15 protein-coding genes are annotated in these 15664 nt (G+C 69.1%); 1 reads left to right on the top strand and 14 read right to left on the bottom strand.

All coding sequences use genetic code 11. The annotated features are described in order from the left end of the window. The 11 genes from nuoK to ACFSJG_RS10090 all read right to left on the bottom strand — a co-directional run bounded on the left by nuoK (position 1) and on the right by ACFSJG_RS10090 (position 10472). Entirely contained in the window at positions 1-300 is a 300-nt protein-coding gene (gene nuoK / locus ACFSJG_RS10140; RefSeq protein ID WP_378485073.1) for an NADH-quinone oxidoreductase subunit NuoK, read from the bottom strand. After that, entirely contained in the window at positions 297-1094 is a 798-nt protein-coding gene (locus ACFSJG_RS10135) for an NADH-quinone oxidoreductase subunit J (protein WP_378485072.1), read from the bottom strand. The genes nuoK and ACFSJG_RS10135 overlap by 4 nt, the downstream gene beginning before the upstream one ends. Further along, complete coding sequence (nuoI, locus tag ACFSJG_RS10130; RefSeq protein ID WP_378485071.1) at positions 1091-1612, bottom strand: NADH-quinone oxidoreductase subunit NuoI; 522 nt, start codon at positions 1610-1612, stop codon at positions 1091-1093. Before nuoI ends, ACFSJG_RS10135 begins: the two co-directional genes overlap by 4 nt. After that, the gene (gene nuoH / locus ACFSJG_RS10125) at positions 1609-2955 is read right to left on the bottom strand and encodes an NADH-quinone oxidoreductase subunit NuoH (RefSeq protein ID WP_378485269.1); all 1347 of its coding nucleotides are present in this window, start codon (positions 2953-2955) and stop codon (positions 1609-1611) included. The genes nuoI and nuoH overlap by 4 nt, the downstream gene beginning before the upstream one ends. An 11-nt stretch (positions 2956-2966) precedes the next feature. Next, entirely contained in the window at positions 2967-5399 is a 2433-nt protein-coding gene (locus tag ACFSJG_RS10120; RefSeq protein ID WP_378485070.1) for an NADH-quinone oxidoreductase subunit G, read from the bottom strand. Beyond that, on the bottom strand, positions 5396-6715 hold the full coding sequence (nuoF, locus tag ACFSJG_RS10115) for an NADH-quinone oxidoreductase subunit NuoF (protein ID WP_378485069.1): 1320 nt from the start codon (positions 6713-6715) through the stop codon (positions 5396-5398). The genes ACFSJG_RS10120 and nuoF overlap by 4 nt, the downstream gene beginning before the upstream one ends. After that, complete coding sequence (nuoE, locus tag ACFSJG_RS10110; RefSeq protein ID WP_378485068.1) at positions 6712-7422, bottom strand: NADH-quinone oxidoreductase subunit NuoE; 711 nt, start codon at positions 7420-7422, stop codon at positions 6712-6714. Before nuoE ends, nuoF begins: the two co-directional genes overlap by 4 nt. Then, complete coding sequence (gene nuoD / locus ACFSJG_RS10105; RefSeq protein ID WP_378485067.1) at positions 7419-8729, bottom strand: NADH dehydrogenase (quinone) subunit D; 1311 nt, start codon at positions 8727-8729, stop codon at positions 7419-7421. The genes nuoE and nuoD overlap by 4 nt, the downstream gene beginning before the upstream one ends. After that, on the bottom strand, positions 8729-9460 hold the full coding sequence (locus ACFSJG_RS10100; protein WP_378485066.1) for an NADH-quinone oxidoreductase subunit C: 732 nt from the start codon (positions 9458-9460) through the stop codon (positions 8729-8731). Before ACFSJG_RS10100 ends, nuoD begins: the two co-directional genes overlap by 1 nt. Further along, on the bottom strand, positions 9457-10011 hold the full coding sequence (locus ACFSJG_RS10095; RefSeq protein ID WP_378485065.1) for a NuoB/complex I 20 kDa subunit family protein: 555 nt from the start codon (positions 10009-10011) through the stop codon (positions 9457-9459). Before ACFSJG_RS10095 ends, ACFSJG_RS10100 begins: the two co-directional genes overlap by 4 nt. A gap of 74 nt (positions 10012-10085) precedes the next feature. Beyond that, positions 10086-10472 (bottom strand): NADH-quinone oxidoreductase subunit A, encoded by a 387-nt coding sequence (locus ACFSJG_RS10090; protein ID WP_378485064.1) that lies wholly within the window; start codon positions 10470-10472, stop codon positions 10086-10088. Positions 10473-10841: 369 nt separating this feature from the next. Here ACFSJG_RS10090 and ACFSJG_RS10085 point away from each other — a divergent pair, with 369 nt between their 5' ends. Next, complete coding sequence (locus ACFSJG_RS10085) at positions 10842-11525, top strand: TetR/AcrR family transcriptional regulator (protein WP_378485063.1); 684 nt, start codon at positions 10842-10844, stop codon at positions 11523-11525. 29 nt (positions 11526-11554) lie between these two features. Here the strand turns inward: ACFSJG_RS10085 and ACFSJG_RS10080 are convergent, their stop codons facing one another. From ACFSJG_RS10080 to ACFSJG_RS10070, 3 genes are read right to left on the bottom strand one after another with little or no spacing between them, the layout of a single operon-like run. Further along, complete coding sequence (locus tag ACFSJG_RS10080) at positions 11555-13099, bottom strand: long-chain-fatty-acid--CoA ligase (RefSeq protein WP_378485062.1); 1545 nt, start codon at positions 13097-13099, stop codon at positions 11555-11557. A 51-nt stretch (positions 13100-13150) separates the two neighbouring features. Beyond that, a complete protein-coding gene (locus tag ACFSJG_RS10075; protein ID WP_378485061.1) occupies positions 13151-13930 on the bottom strand; it encodes an SDR family NAD(P)-dependent oxidoreductase in 780 nt (259 codons plus the stop codon). Beyond that, entirely contained in the window at positions 13927-15639 is a 1713-nt protein-coding gene (locus ACFSJG_RS10070) for a thiamine pyrophosphate-binding protein (protein ID WP_378485060.1), read from the bottom strand. The genes ACFSJG_RS10075 and ACFSJG_RS10070 overlap by 4 nt, the downstream gene beginning before the upstream one ends. Positions 15640-15664 lie beyond the last annotated feature (25 nt).

Below are 15664 nucleotides of genomic sequence, written 5' to 3'. Positions count from 1 at the left end.
TCAGAACTTCAGCAGACTGGCGGCGTCGACCGAAGCGGACCGACGCGAACGGAAGAGTGCCATGATGATCGCGAGGCCGACGACCACCTCGGCGGCGGCGACCACCATCGTGAAGAACGCGAACACGTGTCCGTGCAGGTTCCCGTGCATGCGGGCAAACGTCACGAACGCCAGGTTGGTCGCGTTGAGCATCAGCTCGATGCACATGAACACGACGATCGCGTTGCGCCGCAGCAGTACACCGGCACCGCCGATGGTGAACAACAGTGTCGACAGGTAGAGGTAGTTCTCCGGATTCACCGCTCCCCCCTCTCGCCGCCGCGGTGCGGCCGATCGTCATTGTCGCCGACACGCGGAGTGAGGATGCTGCTCACGGACCGCGGTGCTGGCGATCCGTCGGGCAGCCGGGCGGCCATGTCCACGGCGTTGTGGCGTGCGTACACGCCGGGGCTCGGCAGCGGCGTGACCTGCCCACCGTCGCGGAACCGTTGCTGCGACATGGCCTTCTGATCGAGCTTGGGTTCGAGTCGCTCGCGGTGCGCGAGCACCATCGCACCGATGGTCGCGACGATGAGCAGCGCACCGGTCAGTTCGAATGCCCACACGTAGCGCAGGAAGATCAGCTCGGCGAGCGCGGGCACGTTGCCGAGGGTGCCGTCCGGGCCGGGTGCGGAGTTGGCGTCGGGCAGGCCCGCGAAGGACGTGACGGTGACGTTCCCGATTCCCGCGATGAGGAGGACGCCGAAGCCGACGCCTGCGACGACGGCCGCGACGCGCTGCCCTCGCAGGGTCTCGACGAGGGAGTCGGACGAGTCGACGCCGATGAGCATCAGCACGAACAGGAACAACATCATGACCGCGCCGGTGTACACGACGATCTGTACGACGCCGAGGAACAGGGCGTCCTGCGCGATGTAGAAGCAGGCGAGCAGGATCATCGTCATCGCGAGGAAGATCGCGGAGTAGACGGCCTTGGTGGCACACACGACGCCGAGCGCGCCGATCACACAGAGCGTCCCGAGGATCCAGAACTGCACGGCCTCAGCGGTACTGGTGCGGGTGAGCTCCTGGGCCAGCAGGTCGACGGTGGTCACGACTCCTCCCGCGGAGCGATCTTCCCCCGGTAGTAGTCCTCGTCGGTGGCACCGGGAGCCATGTCGTGCGGCGGCACCTCCATGCCGGGTTCGAGCGGGGCGAGCAACCGGTCCTTGCCGAAGATGAGGTCTGCGCGGTTGTCGTCGACGAGTTCGTCGTAGCTGTCGGTCATCGTCAGGGCCCGGGTCGGACAGGCTTCGATGCACAGCCCGCAACCGATGCACCGCAGGTAGTTGATCTGGTAGACGCGTCCGTACCGTTCACCCGGCGAGTACCGCTCGTCCTCGGTGTTGTCGGCGCCCTCGACGTAGATCGCGTCGGCGGGGCACGCCCACGCGCACAGCTCGCAGCCGATGCACTTCTCGAGCCCGTCGGCATACCGGTTGAGCTGGTGTCGACCGTGGTAGCCGGGGGCGGTCGGCGGGCGCTCCTCGGGGTACATCTCGGTGTTCGGTTTCTTGAACATCGTCGAGAAGGTGACCCCGAAGCCGGACACGGAATCGAAGAATCTCGTCATGACGGACCTCCCGACACTCGCTCGAACGTGGGCAGGCGCTGCCCTGGCATCGGCGGCACCGGGAAGCCACCCGCCATGGGATCGAACGGCACCGCCGTTGCAGGATCGACTGGCACCGCCGTGGCCGGATCGAACGGCACCGCCGTTGTGGAATCGAGAGCCTCGTCCGGCGGTGGTCCGACAACGGTGGTCCCGGCGCGTCTGCGCCGCAGGATGTTCCACACCAGGGCGACGACACCGAGGGCCACGATCACGCCCCCGACGACGAGGGTGACGACCCGCGCGTCGTGCCCTTCGAGGCGCAGCGCCTTCGCGGTGGCCACCAGCATCACCCAGACCAGCGAGGCCGGGATCAGTACCTTCCAGCCGAGGTTCATGAACTGGTCGTAGCGCAGCCGAGGCAGCGTCGCGCGCAGCCAGATGAACACGAACAGGAAGGCCCACACCTTCGCGACGAACCAGAGCACCGGCCACCAGCCGGTGTTGGCGCCGTCCCAGAGACTGATCGGCCACGGCGCGTGCCAGCCGCCGAGGAAGAGCGTCGTCGCGAGCGCGGAGACGGTGACCATGTTGATGTACTCGGCGAGCATGAACATCGCGAACCGGAGCGAGGAGTACTCGGTGTGGAACCCCCCGACGAGTTCGCCTTCGGCTTCGGGCAGGTCGAACGGCGCGCGGTTGGTCTCGCCGACCATGGATGTCACGTAGATCAGGAAGGACGGCAGCAGCAGGAAGACGTACCAGGTGCCGACCTGGGATTCGACGATCCCCGAGGTGCTCATGGTGCCCGCGTCGAGGAACACTGCCGCGAACGACAGGCCCATCGCCACCTCGTAGGAGATGACCTGCGCGGTGGAGCGCAGTCCGCCGAGCAGCGGGTACGTAGATCCGGACGCCCAGCCGGCGAGCACGATGCCGTAGACACCGACCGACGTGACGGCGAGGACGTACAGGACGGCGACCTGCAGGTCGGTCAGTTGCAGCGGGGTGCGGTGCCCGAAGATCGACACCTCCGGCCCGAACGGGATCACGGCGAACGCCATGATCGCCGGCACGATCGAGATGATCGGGGCCAGCAGGTAGACGGGCTTGTCGACGCCCGCCGGGACGATGCCCTCCTTGAGTGCGAGCTTGATGCCGTCGGCGAGGGACTGCAGGGTGCCTCGCGGTCCGACCCGGTTGGGTCCGACGCGCATCTGCATCCACGCCATGATCTTGCGTTCGGCGAGCAGCGCGATCAGCGGCGTCAGGATCAGGAACGCGAAGATCGCGACGGCCTTCACGACGACCAGCCACCAGGGGTCGCGGCCGAACGCGGACAGGTCGGTGCCCGCGGCCAACACGAGTTCGGACGTCACGACGTCTCCCCCTCACCGGGCCGTGCGGGCCTGATCCGCACCAGCGCACCGACCGTGACCCCGAGGTCTCGATGTACTGCACTGCCCGGCGAGTTCAGCGGCAGCCACACCACTCGCTCGGGCAGGTCGGTGACGACGACGGGGAGGGTGACCGAGCCGTGGTCGGTGCTCACCACGAGGTGGCTTCCGTCCGGGCAGCCGATCTCGGTAGCCGTACCCGCCGAGATCCGCGCCACGGGTCGATGGGCGGTGCCCGCGAGGTGTGGTTCGCCGTCCTGCATGCGCCCGGCGTCGAGCAGCATCCGCCATCCGGCGAGGATCGCCTGCCCGGGACCTGGGGTCCGGGGCTCGGCGGGCGAGGTCGACGGATCTGCCGTGGTTGCGCCGTCCCAGTGCCCGACGACGGCGAGTTCGGCGCGGGCGGCAGCCACGTCGGGAAGGTCGATCGGTTCACCCATCTCGGCGGCGAGCGCGTGCAGCACCCGCAGGTCCGGCAGCGCGCCCGTCCCGGTGAGGGCGGTGCCGAAGGTGCGGTCACGGCCCTCCCAGTCGAGGAAGGTGCCTGCCTTCTCCGCAACCGGTGCCACCGGGAACACCACGTCCGCGAGATCGGTGACCTCGCTGCGTCGCACCTCCAGCGACACCACGAATCCCGCGGTGCGCACCGCCTCCCGCGCGGACGCCGGATCTGGCAGGTCACCCGGTTCGACGCCCGCGATCAGCAGTGCGCCGATCGCTCCGGACCGCGCCGCGGCGAGGATGCCGTCGGTGTCGCGGCCCGGCGCGGCAGGAAGGTCGGTCTTCCACCGGGCTCCGACCCGGCTTCGGGCGTCGGCGATCGCGACCGGGTGCCCGCCGGGCAGCAGCGTCGGCGTCGCACCCGCCTCGACGGCGCCGCGTTCCCCGGCCCGGCGCGGAATCCAGGCGAGTCGCGCTCCCGTCGTGTCGGCGAGTGCACACACCGCACTGAGAGTTCCGGGAGCGGTGGCGGCGCGTTCACCGACGAGGATCAGCGCTCCCTGCTCCCGCAGCGCCTCGTCGTCACGCAGCGCCCGCAGCGCCTCCGCTTCACCGCCGGGACCGGTCTGCACCAGCCGGCCCGACAGCTTCTCCAGGCCCCGACTCGCGTAGGGCGCCACGGAGCGCACTGCCAGACTGTGTCTGCGCACGGCCTTCCGTAGCCGCAGGAAGACGATCGGCGACTCCTCCTCCGGTTCGAGGTTCACCAGCAGAACCGCGGACGCCCGCTCCAGGTCGGCGTAGGTCACGTCCATCCGGTTCCCCGCGACCCGGGCGGCGAGGAACTGGGTCTCCTCGGCGGAGTGCGGTCGGAACCGGAAGTCGATGTTGTTGGTGCCCAAGGCGACCCGCGCGAACTTCGCGTACGCGTAGGCGTCCTCGACGGTGAGGCGACCACCGGTGAGGACACCGGTCGCGTCGGCATCCTGCAGCCCCTTCGCGGCGATCGCGAGCGCCTGTGACCACGACGCGGGTTCGAGTTCGCCGCTCGCTGCCCGCACCAGCGGGGTGGTCAGGCGATCGTCGGCGGTGGCGTAGGCGAACGCCCACCGGCCCTTGTCGCAGTTCCATTCCTCGTTCACCTCGGGGTCGTCCCCCGCGAGGCGCCGCAACACGGTTCCGCGGCGATGGTCGGTGCGCTGCGCACACCCCGACGCGCAGTGCTCGCAGACGCTGGGGCTGGAGACGAGGTCGAACGGGCGCGCCCGGAACCGGTAGGCAGCTCCGGTCAGCGCGCCGACCGGGCAGATCTGCACGGTGTTGCCGGAGAAGTACGACTCGAACGGCTCCCCCTCCCCGATCCCGACCTGCTGGAGTGCACCGCGTTCGAGAAGTTCGATGAACGGGTCGCCCGCGACCTGCTGGGAGAACCGGGTGCAGCGTGCGCACAGCACGCACCGCTCACGGTCGAGCAGCACCTCCGTCGACAGCGGGATCGGCTTCGGGTACGTCCGCTTGACGCCGTCGAACCGGGACTCGCTGCGTCCGTTGGACATCGCCTGGTTCTGCAGTGGGCACTCGCCGCCCTTGTCACAGACCGGGCAGTCGAGCGGATGGTTGATCAGCAGCATCTCCATCACGCTCCGCTGCGCGCGGTCGGCGTCGGGCGAGGTGAGCTGGGTGTGCACGACCATGCCCTCGGAGACGGTCGTGGTGCACGACGCCATCGGCTTCGGCAGCTTCGCCGCCGGTGCACCCGGCTCCCGTCCCGGCAGCCACACCTCCACGAGGCACTGACGGCACGCGCCGACGGGATCGAGCAGCGGGTGGTCACAGAATCGGGGGATCTGGATGCCGACCAGTTCGGCGGCGCGGATCACGAGCGTGCCCTTCGGGACGGCGACCTCGGCGCCGTCGATCGTCACGGTCACGAGATCCGCGGGCGCGGAGATGTTCTCCTGCAGGGTCACGGTGCACCCACCCCCGAGGTCAGCGCGGACAGCGCCGGGTCGAACGGACAGCCGCCACTGTCGAAGTGCGCGAGGTACTCCCCGCGGAAGTACCTGAGCGAGGAGATGATCGGGCTGGCCGCGGCGTCGCCGAGCGCGCAGAACGACTTGCCCGCGATGCCGTCAGCGATGTCGAGCAGCGTCTCCAGGTCGGCTGGGGTGCCCTCCCCCGCCTCCATCCGCTCCATCACCTGCACCAGCCAGTACGTGCCCTCCCGGCACGGTGTGCACTTCCCGCACGACTCGTGCGCGTAGAACTGCGTCCAGCGCAGGACCGCCCGCACGACGCAGGTGGTCTCGTCGAAGATCTGCAGTGCCTTGGTTCCGAGCATCGACCCGGCCTGCGCGACACCCTCGTAGTCGAGGGGCACGTCGAGGTGCTCCTCGGTGAAGATCGGCGTCGACGACCCGCCCGGCGTCCAGAACTTGAGCTCGTGACCGGCCCGGATTCCGCCCGCGTAGTCGAGCAGTTCGCGCAACGAGATGCCGAGCGGCGCCTCGTACTGTCCCGGTCGGGTGACGTGCCCGGACAGCGAGTACAGGGTGAACCCGGGCGACTTCTCGCCGCCCATCGACCGGAACCAGTCGGGTCCGTGGGCGAGAATCGGCGGCACGCTGGCGATGGATTCGACGTTGTTGACGACCGTCGGACTGGCGTAGAGACCCGCGACGGCGGGGAACGGAGGCCGCAGCCGGGGCTGCCCGCGGCGACCCTCCAGGGAGTCCAGCAGGGCGGTCTCCTCCCCGCAGATGTACGCGCCCGCGCCTGCATGCACGACGACGTCGAGGTCGTAGCCACTGCCGAGAATGTTCCGGCCGAGGTATCCGGCGGCGTACGCCTCCGCGACCGCGTGCTGCAGTCGCCGCAGCACCGGCACCACCTCGCCACGGACGTAGATGAACGCGTGGTGCGCCCGGATCGCGTAGGCGGCGATCACGACTCCCTCGACGAGTGCGTGCGGTGTCGCGAGCATCAGCGGCATGTCCTTGCAGGTGCCGGGCTCGGACTCGTCCGCATTCACGACGAGGTAGTGCGGCTTGCCCGGCCGCTCTGCGTCCGGTGGGTCCTGCGGAATGAAGGACCATTTCGTGCCGGTCGGGAATCCGGCGCCGCCACGGCCACGCAGCCCGGATGCCTTGACCGTGTCGATGACAGCGTCCGGGGTCATGTCCAGCGCAGTGCGCAGACCGCGGTACCCGTCGTGCCGCTCGTAGGTGTCGAGGGACCACGACCGCGGTTCGTCCCAGTAGCTGCTCAGCACCGGCGTCAGGGTCACGACGCGCCTCCCCCCGGTTCGGGCGGTCGCGGTGCGGACTGTTCCCACGGTCGCGGTGCCGTCAGTCCCCGCTCGCGTGCGACCCGCAGTCCGGCGAGGGTGGCGTCTCCGGGTGCGCCTGCGTCGACGGCGTCCGGGCGCGGATCGGGGAACCCGGCGAGGATGCGCTCGGTCTCGCGGAAGGTGCACGGCGGCGCACCCCGCACCGGGACGGCTGTGCCGCCCGCCCGGAGTGTGTCCACGAGTTCGGTTGCGGCGTCCGGGGTCTGGTTGTCGAAGAACTCCCAGTTCACCATCACGACGGGCGCGTAGTCGCAGGCGGCGTTGCACTCGATGTGGTCGAGGGTGACGGCGCCGTCCGGAGTGGTCTGCCCCGGCGCGACGCCGAGGTGGTTGCGCAGTCGGGTGAGGATCGCGTCACCGCCCATGACCGCACACAGGGTGTTCGTGCACACGCCGACGAAGTAGTCGCCGGTGGGGGTGCGGCGGTACATGGAGTAGAAGGTCGCGACCGCGGACACCTCGGCGGCGGTGAGATCCAGCTGTCCGGCGCAGAATTCGACACCCGATGGGGTAACGCAGCCGTCCTCCGACTGGACCAGGTGCAGCAGCGGCAGCAGCGCCGACCGTGGCTGCGGATAGCGGGCCAGGATCTCCTTCGCGTCCAGTTCGAGTCGCGTCAGCGTCTCCTGCGAGTACTCGCTCACCGGTCCACCCCTCCCATCACCGGGTCGATGCTGGCGACGGACGCGATGACGTCCGCGACCATGCCGCCCTCGCACATCACGGACACGGCCTGCAGGTTCGTGAACGAGGGGTCGCGGTAGTGCACGCGGTACGGTCTGGAGCCGCCGTCGCTGACCATGTGCACACCGAGCTCGCCACGGGGCGACTCGACCGCCACGTACACCTGCCCGGCGGGGACACGGAATCCCTCGGTGACGAGCTTGAAGTGGTGGATCAGCGCCTCCATCGACGTGCCCATGATGTGTTCGACGTGCTCGGTCGACTGGCCGAGGCCGTCGTCGCCGAGCTTCAGGTCCGCGGGCCAGGCGATCTTCCGGTCGTCGATCATCACCGGGCCGGGGCGCAGTCGGTCCAGGCACTGCTCGACGATCTTGAGCGACTCGCTCATCTCACGCACCCGGATCAGGTAGCGGCCGTAGCAGTCGCTGCCGGAGTCGGTGACGACGTCGAACTCGTACGTCTCGTAACCGCAGTAGGGTTCGGCGCGGCGCAGGTCGTGCGGCAGCCCGGTCGCCCGCAGGATCGGGCCGGTGATGCCGAGCGCCATGCACCCGGTCAGGTCGAGGTAGCCGATGCCGGCGGTGCGCGCCTTCCAGATGGGATTCTCGTTCAGCATCCGCTCCATGTCGCGGAGCCGGCCCGGCAGCACCGTCAGCAGTTCCCGCGCCGCGGCGAGCGCGTCGGCCGTGACGTCCTTCGCGAGACCGCCCGGCCGGATGAAGGCGTGGTTCATGCGCAGTCCGGTGAACTTCTCGAAGACGTCCAGGATGAGTTCGCGTTCGCGGAATCCGAAGAGCATCGCGGTGACGGCACCCAGCTCCATCCCGCCGGTGGCGAGCGCGACCAGGTGCGAGGAGATGCGGTTCAGCTCCATGAGCAGGACCCGGATCACGGTGGCACGCTCGGGCACGAGATCGGTGATGCCGAGCAGCTTCTCGACGCCGAGGCAGTAGGCGGTCTCGTTGAAGAAGGGCGACAGGTAGTCCATCCGCGTCACGAACGTCACGCCCTGTGTCCAGCTGCGGTACTCGAGGTTCTTCTCGATCCCGGTGTGCAGGTAGCCGATGCCGCACCGCGCCTCGGTGACCGTCTCGCCCTCGATCTCCAGGATCAGTCGCAGCACCCCGTGCGTCGAGGGATGCTGCGGGCCCATGTTGACGACGATCCGTTCGTCTCCGGATTCCGCTGCCACTGCGACTATTTCGTCCCAGTCCTGACCCCCGGCGCTGTAGACCGTCTCGGCGGTGTCGCCCTCTGCGGAGTTCATCAGTTGTAGGCCCTCCGCTCGTCCGGTGGCGGGATCTGCGCACCCAGGTACTCGACCGGGACACCGCCCAGCGGGTAGTCCTTGCGTTGGGGGTGGCCGTTCCAGTCGTCCGGCATCTCGATCCGCGTGAGCGCGGGATGTCCGTCGAAGACGATTCCGAAGAAGTCGTAGGTCTCGCGTTCGTGCCAGTCGTTCGTGGGGTACACCCCGTACAGCGACGGCACATGGGGATCGTCGTCCGGCACGGACACCTCCAGGCGGATCCGGCGGCCCCAGGTCAGCGACTGCAACGGGTAGACGGCGTGCAGTTCACGGCCGGGATCCTGCGGATAGTGCACGCCGTTGACGCCGAGACACAGTTCGAACCGCAGCGCGGGCGAGTCGCGCAGCGCCCGCGCCACCGCCACCAGGTGTTCGGCCCGGACGTGGAAGGTGACCTCGCCGCGGAACACCACGACCTTCTCGATCGCGTCGCCGGACGGCACTCCCGCCGCGTCCAGGACCGCGTCGAGTTCGTCGGCCACTTCGTCGAACCATCCACCGAACGGGCGGGTGCTGCTCGGCGGGAGGGTGACGGGCCGCTCCAGGCGACCGTAACCGGAGGTGTCCCCGGTGCCCCGCACGCCGAACATGCCGTGCCGGACGTCGATCACGTCCGCCACCCCGCGCTCGTCCGGCGGCGGGCACCCCTCCGGGCCCGCCGTCGCCTCGCTGTCGAACTCACTGGTCATCGAAGCAGCCCCCGCATCTCGATGGTCGGGGTCGCGGCCAGCGCCGCCCGCTCGGCGGCCCGCACCGCCTCGTCCCGGTTCACGCCGAGCGGCATCTGCTGGATCTTCTCGTGCAACGCGATGATCGCGTTGAGGAGCATCTCCGGCCGCGGCGGACACCCGGGCAGATAGATGTCCACCGGCACCAGGTGATCGACGCCCTGCACGATCGCGTAGTTGTTGAACATGCCCCCCGAGGACGCGCAGACACCCATGGCCAGAACCCATTTCGGCTCGACCATCTGGTCGTAGACCTGGCGCAGCACCGGACCCATCTTCTGGCTGACGCGTCCGGCGACGATCATCAGGTCGGCCTGCCGCGGTGACGCGCGGAACGCCTCCATCCCGAACCGGGCGAGGTCGTACCGGCCGGAGCTGGTGGCCATCATCTCGATGGCGCAGCACGCGAGACCGAACGTCGCGGGCCACAGCGAACCCTTGCGCGCGTAACCCGCGAGCCCCTCGACGGTGGACAGCAGGAACCCGCTCGGCAACTTCTCTTCGAGTCCCATGCCGTGACCTCAGCTCCCGTGTCGATCCGATTCGGTGGTACCGGAGGATGTTTCGATCCGTCCCGCCACCACCGTCAATCCCAGGTGAGACCGCCCCGCCGCCACTCGTAGGCGTAGGCCACCGACACGTTGAAGATGAACAGCGCCATCGCGGCGAGGCCGAAGGCGCCGAGCGCGTCGAAGTGGACCGCCCACGGATACAGGAAGACGATCTCGATGTCGAAGATGATGAACAGCATCGCGGTCAGGTAGTACTTCACCGGAATTCGCTGCCCGGACGCCCCACCGATCCCGCTGCCGTGCCGGTCCGGTTGCGAGGTCGGCTCGATTCCGCACTCGTACGCCTGCAGTTTCGCCCGGTTGTGACGGCGCGGACCGACGACGGACGCCACCAGAACGGAGAACACCGCGAACACCACCGCGATCGCCCCGAGCACGAGGATCGGCATGTAGACGTTCATGGCTCTCCCATCCGAGCGGGAGTGTCGGCCGAACCGAGCGGACACCGGCGGCAGCAGGGCATCGGCCGGCGAACCACCGACCCTGCCGTCCGTCCTGCTCGATCCGCCTCACGACCTGCTCCCTGGTCCGACGCATGCACTGAGCTGTCCAGCAACCGCGGGAGCGGAGTGATCGGCAGACATGCTCCGGGCACGTCCGCTCCTTGGAGCCGAACATACCCCCGGCCGCCGGTCCGTGTGAGCCACGACACTCGCGCGTGGTGTCGTCGGATTCCTGCTCGACGGGTACACCCGTCATCGAGTGGGTCGCCCGGGAGGTGCGCCGATACACTTGACCCACGACTGTAGTGATCGATAGTTAGGCGACCGATGTCCGGACCTGGACCCGATGCGGCAACGGCGACCAAAGTGGTCGGCAACCCGAGCTGGCGACGCATGGAACCGCCCGAGCTGTCCCCCATGCTGACCCACGCCCTCGATCTGTTCTACGAGAACGGCTTCCACGGCACGTCGGTGCGCGACATAGCCAACCGGGTGGGCGTCGCGATCCCGTCGCTGTACTACCACCACGGCAGCAAGGAAGGTGTTCTGCTCGCACTGCTCGAGTACTCGACCAGCGACATGCTGGCGCGGGCGCACGCGGCGGACGCGGACGGCGGTGACGACCCCGTGCAGCGGATGTCCAACGTCATCGAGGCCATCGTGCTCAGGATGACGACTCGGGCCCGCCTGGCGGCTCTCGAGGGAGAGGTCCGGTACCTGAGCCCGGAGAACCGCCTTCGGTACCGCGTCCTCCGGAAGGGTGTGGAGGACGTGGTCCGCGAGATCGTCGTGGACGGGAACGCGCGAGGGGTGTTCCACACGGCCGATTCCGCGGAGTCGACGCGCGCTGTGCTGGCGATGTGCCAGGCGATTCCCCGGTGGTTCCATGCCGAGGGCCGGATGTCACCGGAGATCGTCGCGGCCAAGTACGTCGACATCGCGTTGACCGCCGTCGGCTACGTCTCGACCGCCAACCCGAGCACCCGCCCCCGCACCAAGCGGGCCCGGTAGCCGGCCCGACCGGCCAGCCAACGCGAGAATCACACCGCGCCGGCGGCGGCGTACCTTCCTCGAAGTTCCCGCTTGAGGATCTTCCCTGTCGCACCCAGGGGCAGGGCTTCGACGACGTCGACGGTCTTCGGACACTTGAAGCCCGCGAGCCGCTCGCGCACGAAGCCGGACAGTTCCCGGGCGTCGATCGACTCCCCCGGACCCGCGACGACGACGGCCTTGACCGCCTCTCCCCACGTCGGGTCGGGGACTCCGATGACGGCCACCTGGGAGACGCCGGGGAACTCGGCGATCACCGATTCCACCTCGATCGGGTACACGTTCTCGCCGCCGCTGATGATCATGTCCTTGATCCGGTCGGTGATGTAGAGGTATCCGTCGTCGTCGAATCGACCGACGTCACCGGTGTGGAACCAGCCGTCGGCATCGATCGCCCGCATCGTCTCGTCGGGTCGATCGAAGTAGCCGACCGTGTTCTGCGGCGACTGCACACAGATCTCCCCGACCTCCCCGGTCTCCGCGAGTTCGCCGGAGTCGGGTCGCACCAGCTTGATCCGCACCCAGGGATACGGCTTGCCCACCGAACGCAGCAGGTGCACCCGGTCGCCGTCGACGCTGTGGTCGGCGGCGTCCAGCTGCGTCACCGCGCCGTGGGTCTCGGTGAGTCCGTACACCTGGAACAGCGGGCGCCCGAACGTCGTCTGCGCACGCTTGAGCACCACGGGGGTGATCGGGGACGATCCGTAGGCGATGGACCGCAACGCGCTCAGATCGCGGTCGGCTGCACCGGGCACCTCGACGAGCATGCCGATGACGGACGGTACGAGGAACGTGTTGGTGACCCGATGATGCTCGAGGTCGTCGAGCAGCGAGGCCGGCGTGAACTCGGGCACGATGACGTTGTGGGCGCCGTTGGCGAGTCCGACCAACACCCAGCCGAGCCCGCCGATGTGGAACAGGGGCATGGCGCACAGGCTCACAGAGGATTCGTCGAAGCCCCAGGGACCACCTGTCCGGGTGCACGCGCCCAGGTTCGCGTTGGAGCCGAGCACTCCTTTCGGCTTGGCGGTGGTGCCGGAGGTGTACAGCTGCAGGACGGTGTCGTCGGCTGCACCCGTCCAGCCGGGGTCGCTGTCGTCGGCCGCGGCCAGCAGCGCCTCGTACCCGTCGTCGCCGTCACCGTCGAACCGGACCACGTGCCCCAGAGACGGCACCCCGGTCCGGATCTCGTCGACGACGGCGTCGAAGCTGCTGCGGTAGAACAGGACCCGCACCTGTGCGTCGGCAAGCACCTCCGCGAGTTCGGTCGCCGCGAGACGCCAGTTGGCGGGGACGGTCACGGCCCCCACCTTGGCTGCGGCCAACACGACCTCGACGACCTGCGGCGTGCTCCGGTCCAGAACGGCGACGCGGGTGCCCGGCTCGACCCCCAACCGCCCGAGCACGTTGCCCAGGCGGTTGGTGCGGTCGTCGAGTTCCCGGTACGTCACCGACATCCCACTTCCCGTGAGGGCGAGGGAATTCGGGCGTTCGGCTGCGTGCCGACGCGGTTCGTCGGCGAGACGGTAGGTCATCGAGGTGCTTTCCTGCTTCGTGTCGACAGTGCAGATCGGTCGCCGCGCCGGTCACCCGGACAGAGTGGCGAGGTGCTTCATGACGTCCGGATACCGCCGCAGGTGGGCCCCGCCGTTGATGTCGAGCACCTCACCGGTGACCCACGACGACGCGTCGGACGACAGGTACAGCACGGCCTGGGCGACGTCGGACGGCTGGCCGTTGCGGCCGAGCGGTGTGTTGTCGGTGAAGTCGTCCTGGATCACCGGAACGGACGTCAGCCCCGTCACCAGCGGGGTCTCCACCAACCCCGGGGAGATGGCGTTGACCCTGATGCCCTTCTCTCCGAGTTCGAGCGCGGCCACCTGGGTGAGCATGGCCAGCCCCGCCTTCGCGGCGCAGTACCCGGCGAATCCGGCCGCGGGCTGACGGGCGTTGAGGGAGGTGATGCTGGTGATGGCCGCGCCTGCGCCCATCACCCGGGCGGAGTGCTTGATCACGTGGAACGCCCCGGTCAGGCACAGGTCGAGGGTCCGCTGCCACGACGCGGCATCGAGGTCGACGATCATGCCCGGCAGGTTGACACCGGCGCAGTTGAGGGTGATGTCCACCGAACCCAGGTCGCTGGCCGTCCCCTCGAACAGGGCGCGGACCGACTCCTCGTCCGTGACGTCGACCCGGACGCTGCGGGCGCCGCCGCCGAGTTCACCGGCACGCGCCGCCGCCTGGTCGGCGTCGATGTCGGCGATCACGACCGTGGCACCTTCTGCGGCGAGGAGTTGCGCACTGGCCCAGCCGATTCCGGAGGCACCCCCGATGACGACCGTGGTGCGGCCCGACACGGCGCTCATCGGGGAATGTTCTCGTAGTAGGGCACCACGATCTCGTCGGTGCTTGTGACGTCACCGAGCATCATCGTCGTGATCGGGTGGACGACGTTGGGGTCGACCTCGAGGTTGAGGCAGGCGGGGACGCCCGAGTCGAAGGCCCGCTTCATCGCGTCGGCGATATCGGCGGTGCTGGTGACCCGTTCGCCGTAGCCGCCGAACGCCTCGGCGACCTTCTCGTAGGCACTGTCGGCGAGTTCGGACACCACGACACCGCGGTCACCGTAGACGGCTTCCTGGCCGTGGATCGACATTCCCCACACCGCGTTGTTGAACACGACGGTGACCACGGGCATTCCGTGCCGGGCCATGGTGTCGAACTCCTGGATGTGGAAGCCGGCGGCGCCGTCACCGGTGATGATCACGACGGGTGCGTCCGGGCGGGCGCGGTGCGCGCCGATCGCGAAACCGGGTCCGACACCGAGGCATCCGAGGTAGCCGAGGCGTAGGACGCCGCCCGTCGTCTCGGTGGTCGCGAAGAACTCACCCCAGGACGGCGCCTCGGCGCCGTCCATCACGAAGATGGTGTCGGGCGGGCACGCCTCGACGATGGCGCGGGCGGCGAAGTAGGGGTGCGGCTTGCCGGACTCGGTGGTCTCGTCGACGAAGCCCGCGCGGTGCACGTCCTTCGCGCTGGTGGCCGTCCGGACCCAGTCGGACCAGTCCGGCCAGGCGCGGTCGGCGGCGCCCGCGGTCAGCGCGAGAAGCGCCTCCCGGCAGTCCGCGAGCACGGGAACGGCGACGTCGTGCATCCGGCCGATCTCCGATGCGTCGATGTCGACCTGGATCAACTGGGCGCCGGGGTACAGGCTGGGGCGTCCACCTGTGAACATGCCTGCCCTGGCGCCGACGATCAGGACGACGTCCGGCGTCGGCGCGCCCATCGCGGGCAGCGAGCCGAGCGCGAGCAGTCCGCCCGAGGCGAGGCGGTGGCCGGCGGGGATGGCGCCGTCGGACTTGCCGGGGTAGAAGACGGGGATGTTCACGGCCTCCGCGAAGGCGACCAGTGCGTCCGACGCCTTGGCGAAGGTGACGCCGCCACCGATGATCATCACCGGGTTCGACGCGGTCTGCAGGAGATCGAGTGCGGCCGAGACGGCGGAGGCCGCCGGTGCGGGCCGGGCGTCGACCGTGTAGGCGCTCGGGTAGCGGACCGCGTCCTCGTCGGCCTCGCCGAACATCACGTCGATCGGCACCTCGAGGAGAACGGGTCCGGGAATCCCCGTGGTGGCCTTGCGGATTGCCAGCGACACCAGTTCGGGCACGCGGGCCGGATCGGTGATCCGGTGCGACCACTTGGTCACCGGCGTCGCCGCCGCGATCTGGTCGAAGCCACCCTGCAGCGGGTTCGTCTCGGTCTCGCGCAGCGGCGGCGCCCCCACCACGAACAGGACCGGCGTGCGGTCGAGGTACGAGTTGGCGATCGCGGTGTACACGTTGGTGAACCCGGGTCCGGAGGTCACCACGCAGACGCCGAGTCCGCCGGTGGTGCGGGCGTAGGCGTCGGCGGCGTGCCCCGCACTGGATTCGTGGCGGGTGTCGGTGAGCCGGATTCCCTCGTCGCCGCAGGCGATCAGGAAGGAGTCCAGGTGACCCCCGTGCAGGGTGAACACCTCCGTCGTCCCAGCGTCCGCGAGCGCCTTGGCCAGCAGCTGACCACCGTTGATTGGCATCGAAGTTCCTTCCGGAGATCCGCCC

Source organism: Rhodococcus gannanensis, from assembly GCF_042681175.1.
Taxonomy (GTDB): Bacteria; Actinomycetota; Actinomycetes; order Mycobacteriales; family Mycobacteriaceae; genus Rhodococcus_G; species Rhodococcus_G gannanensis.
The sequence above is the reverse complement of the archived record's forward strand: the minus strand, read 5'-3'. Positions and strand labels throughout refer to the sequence as shown.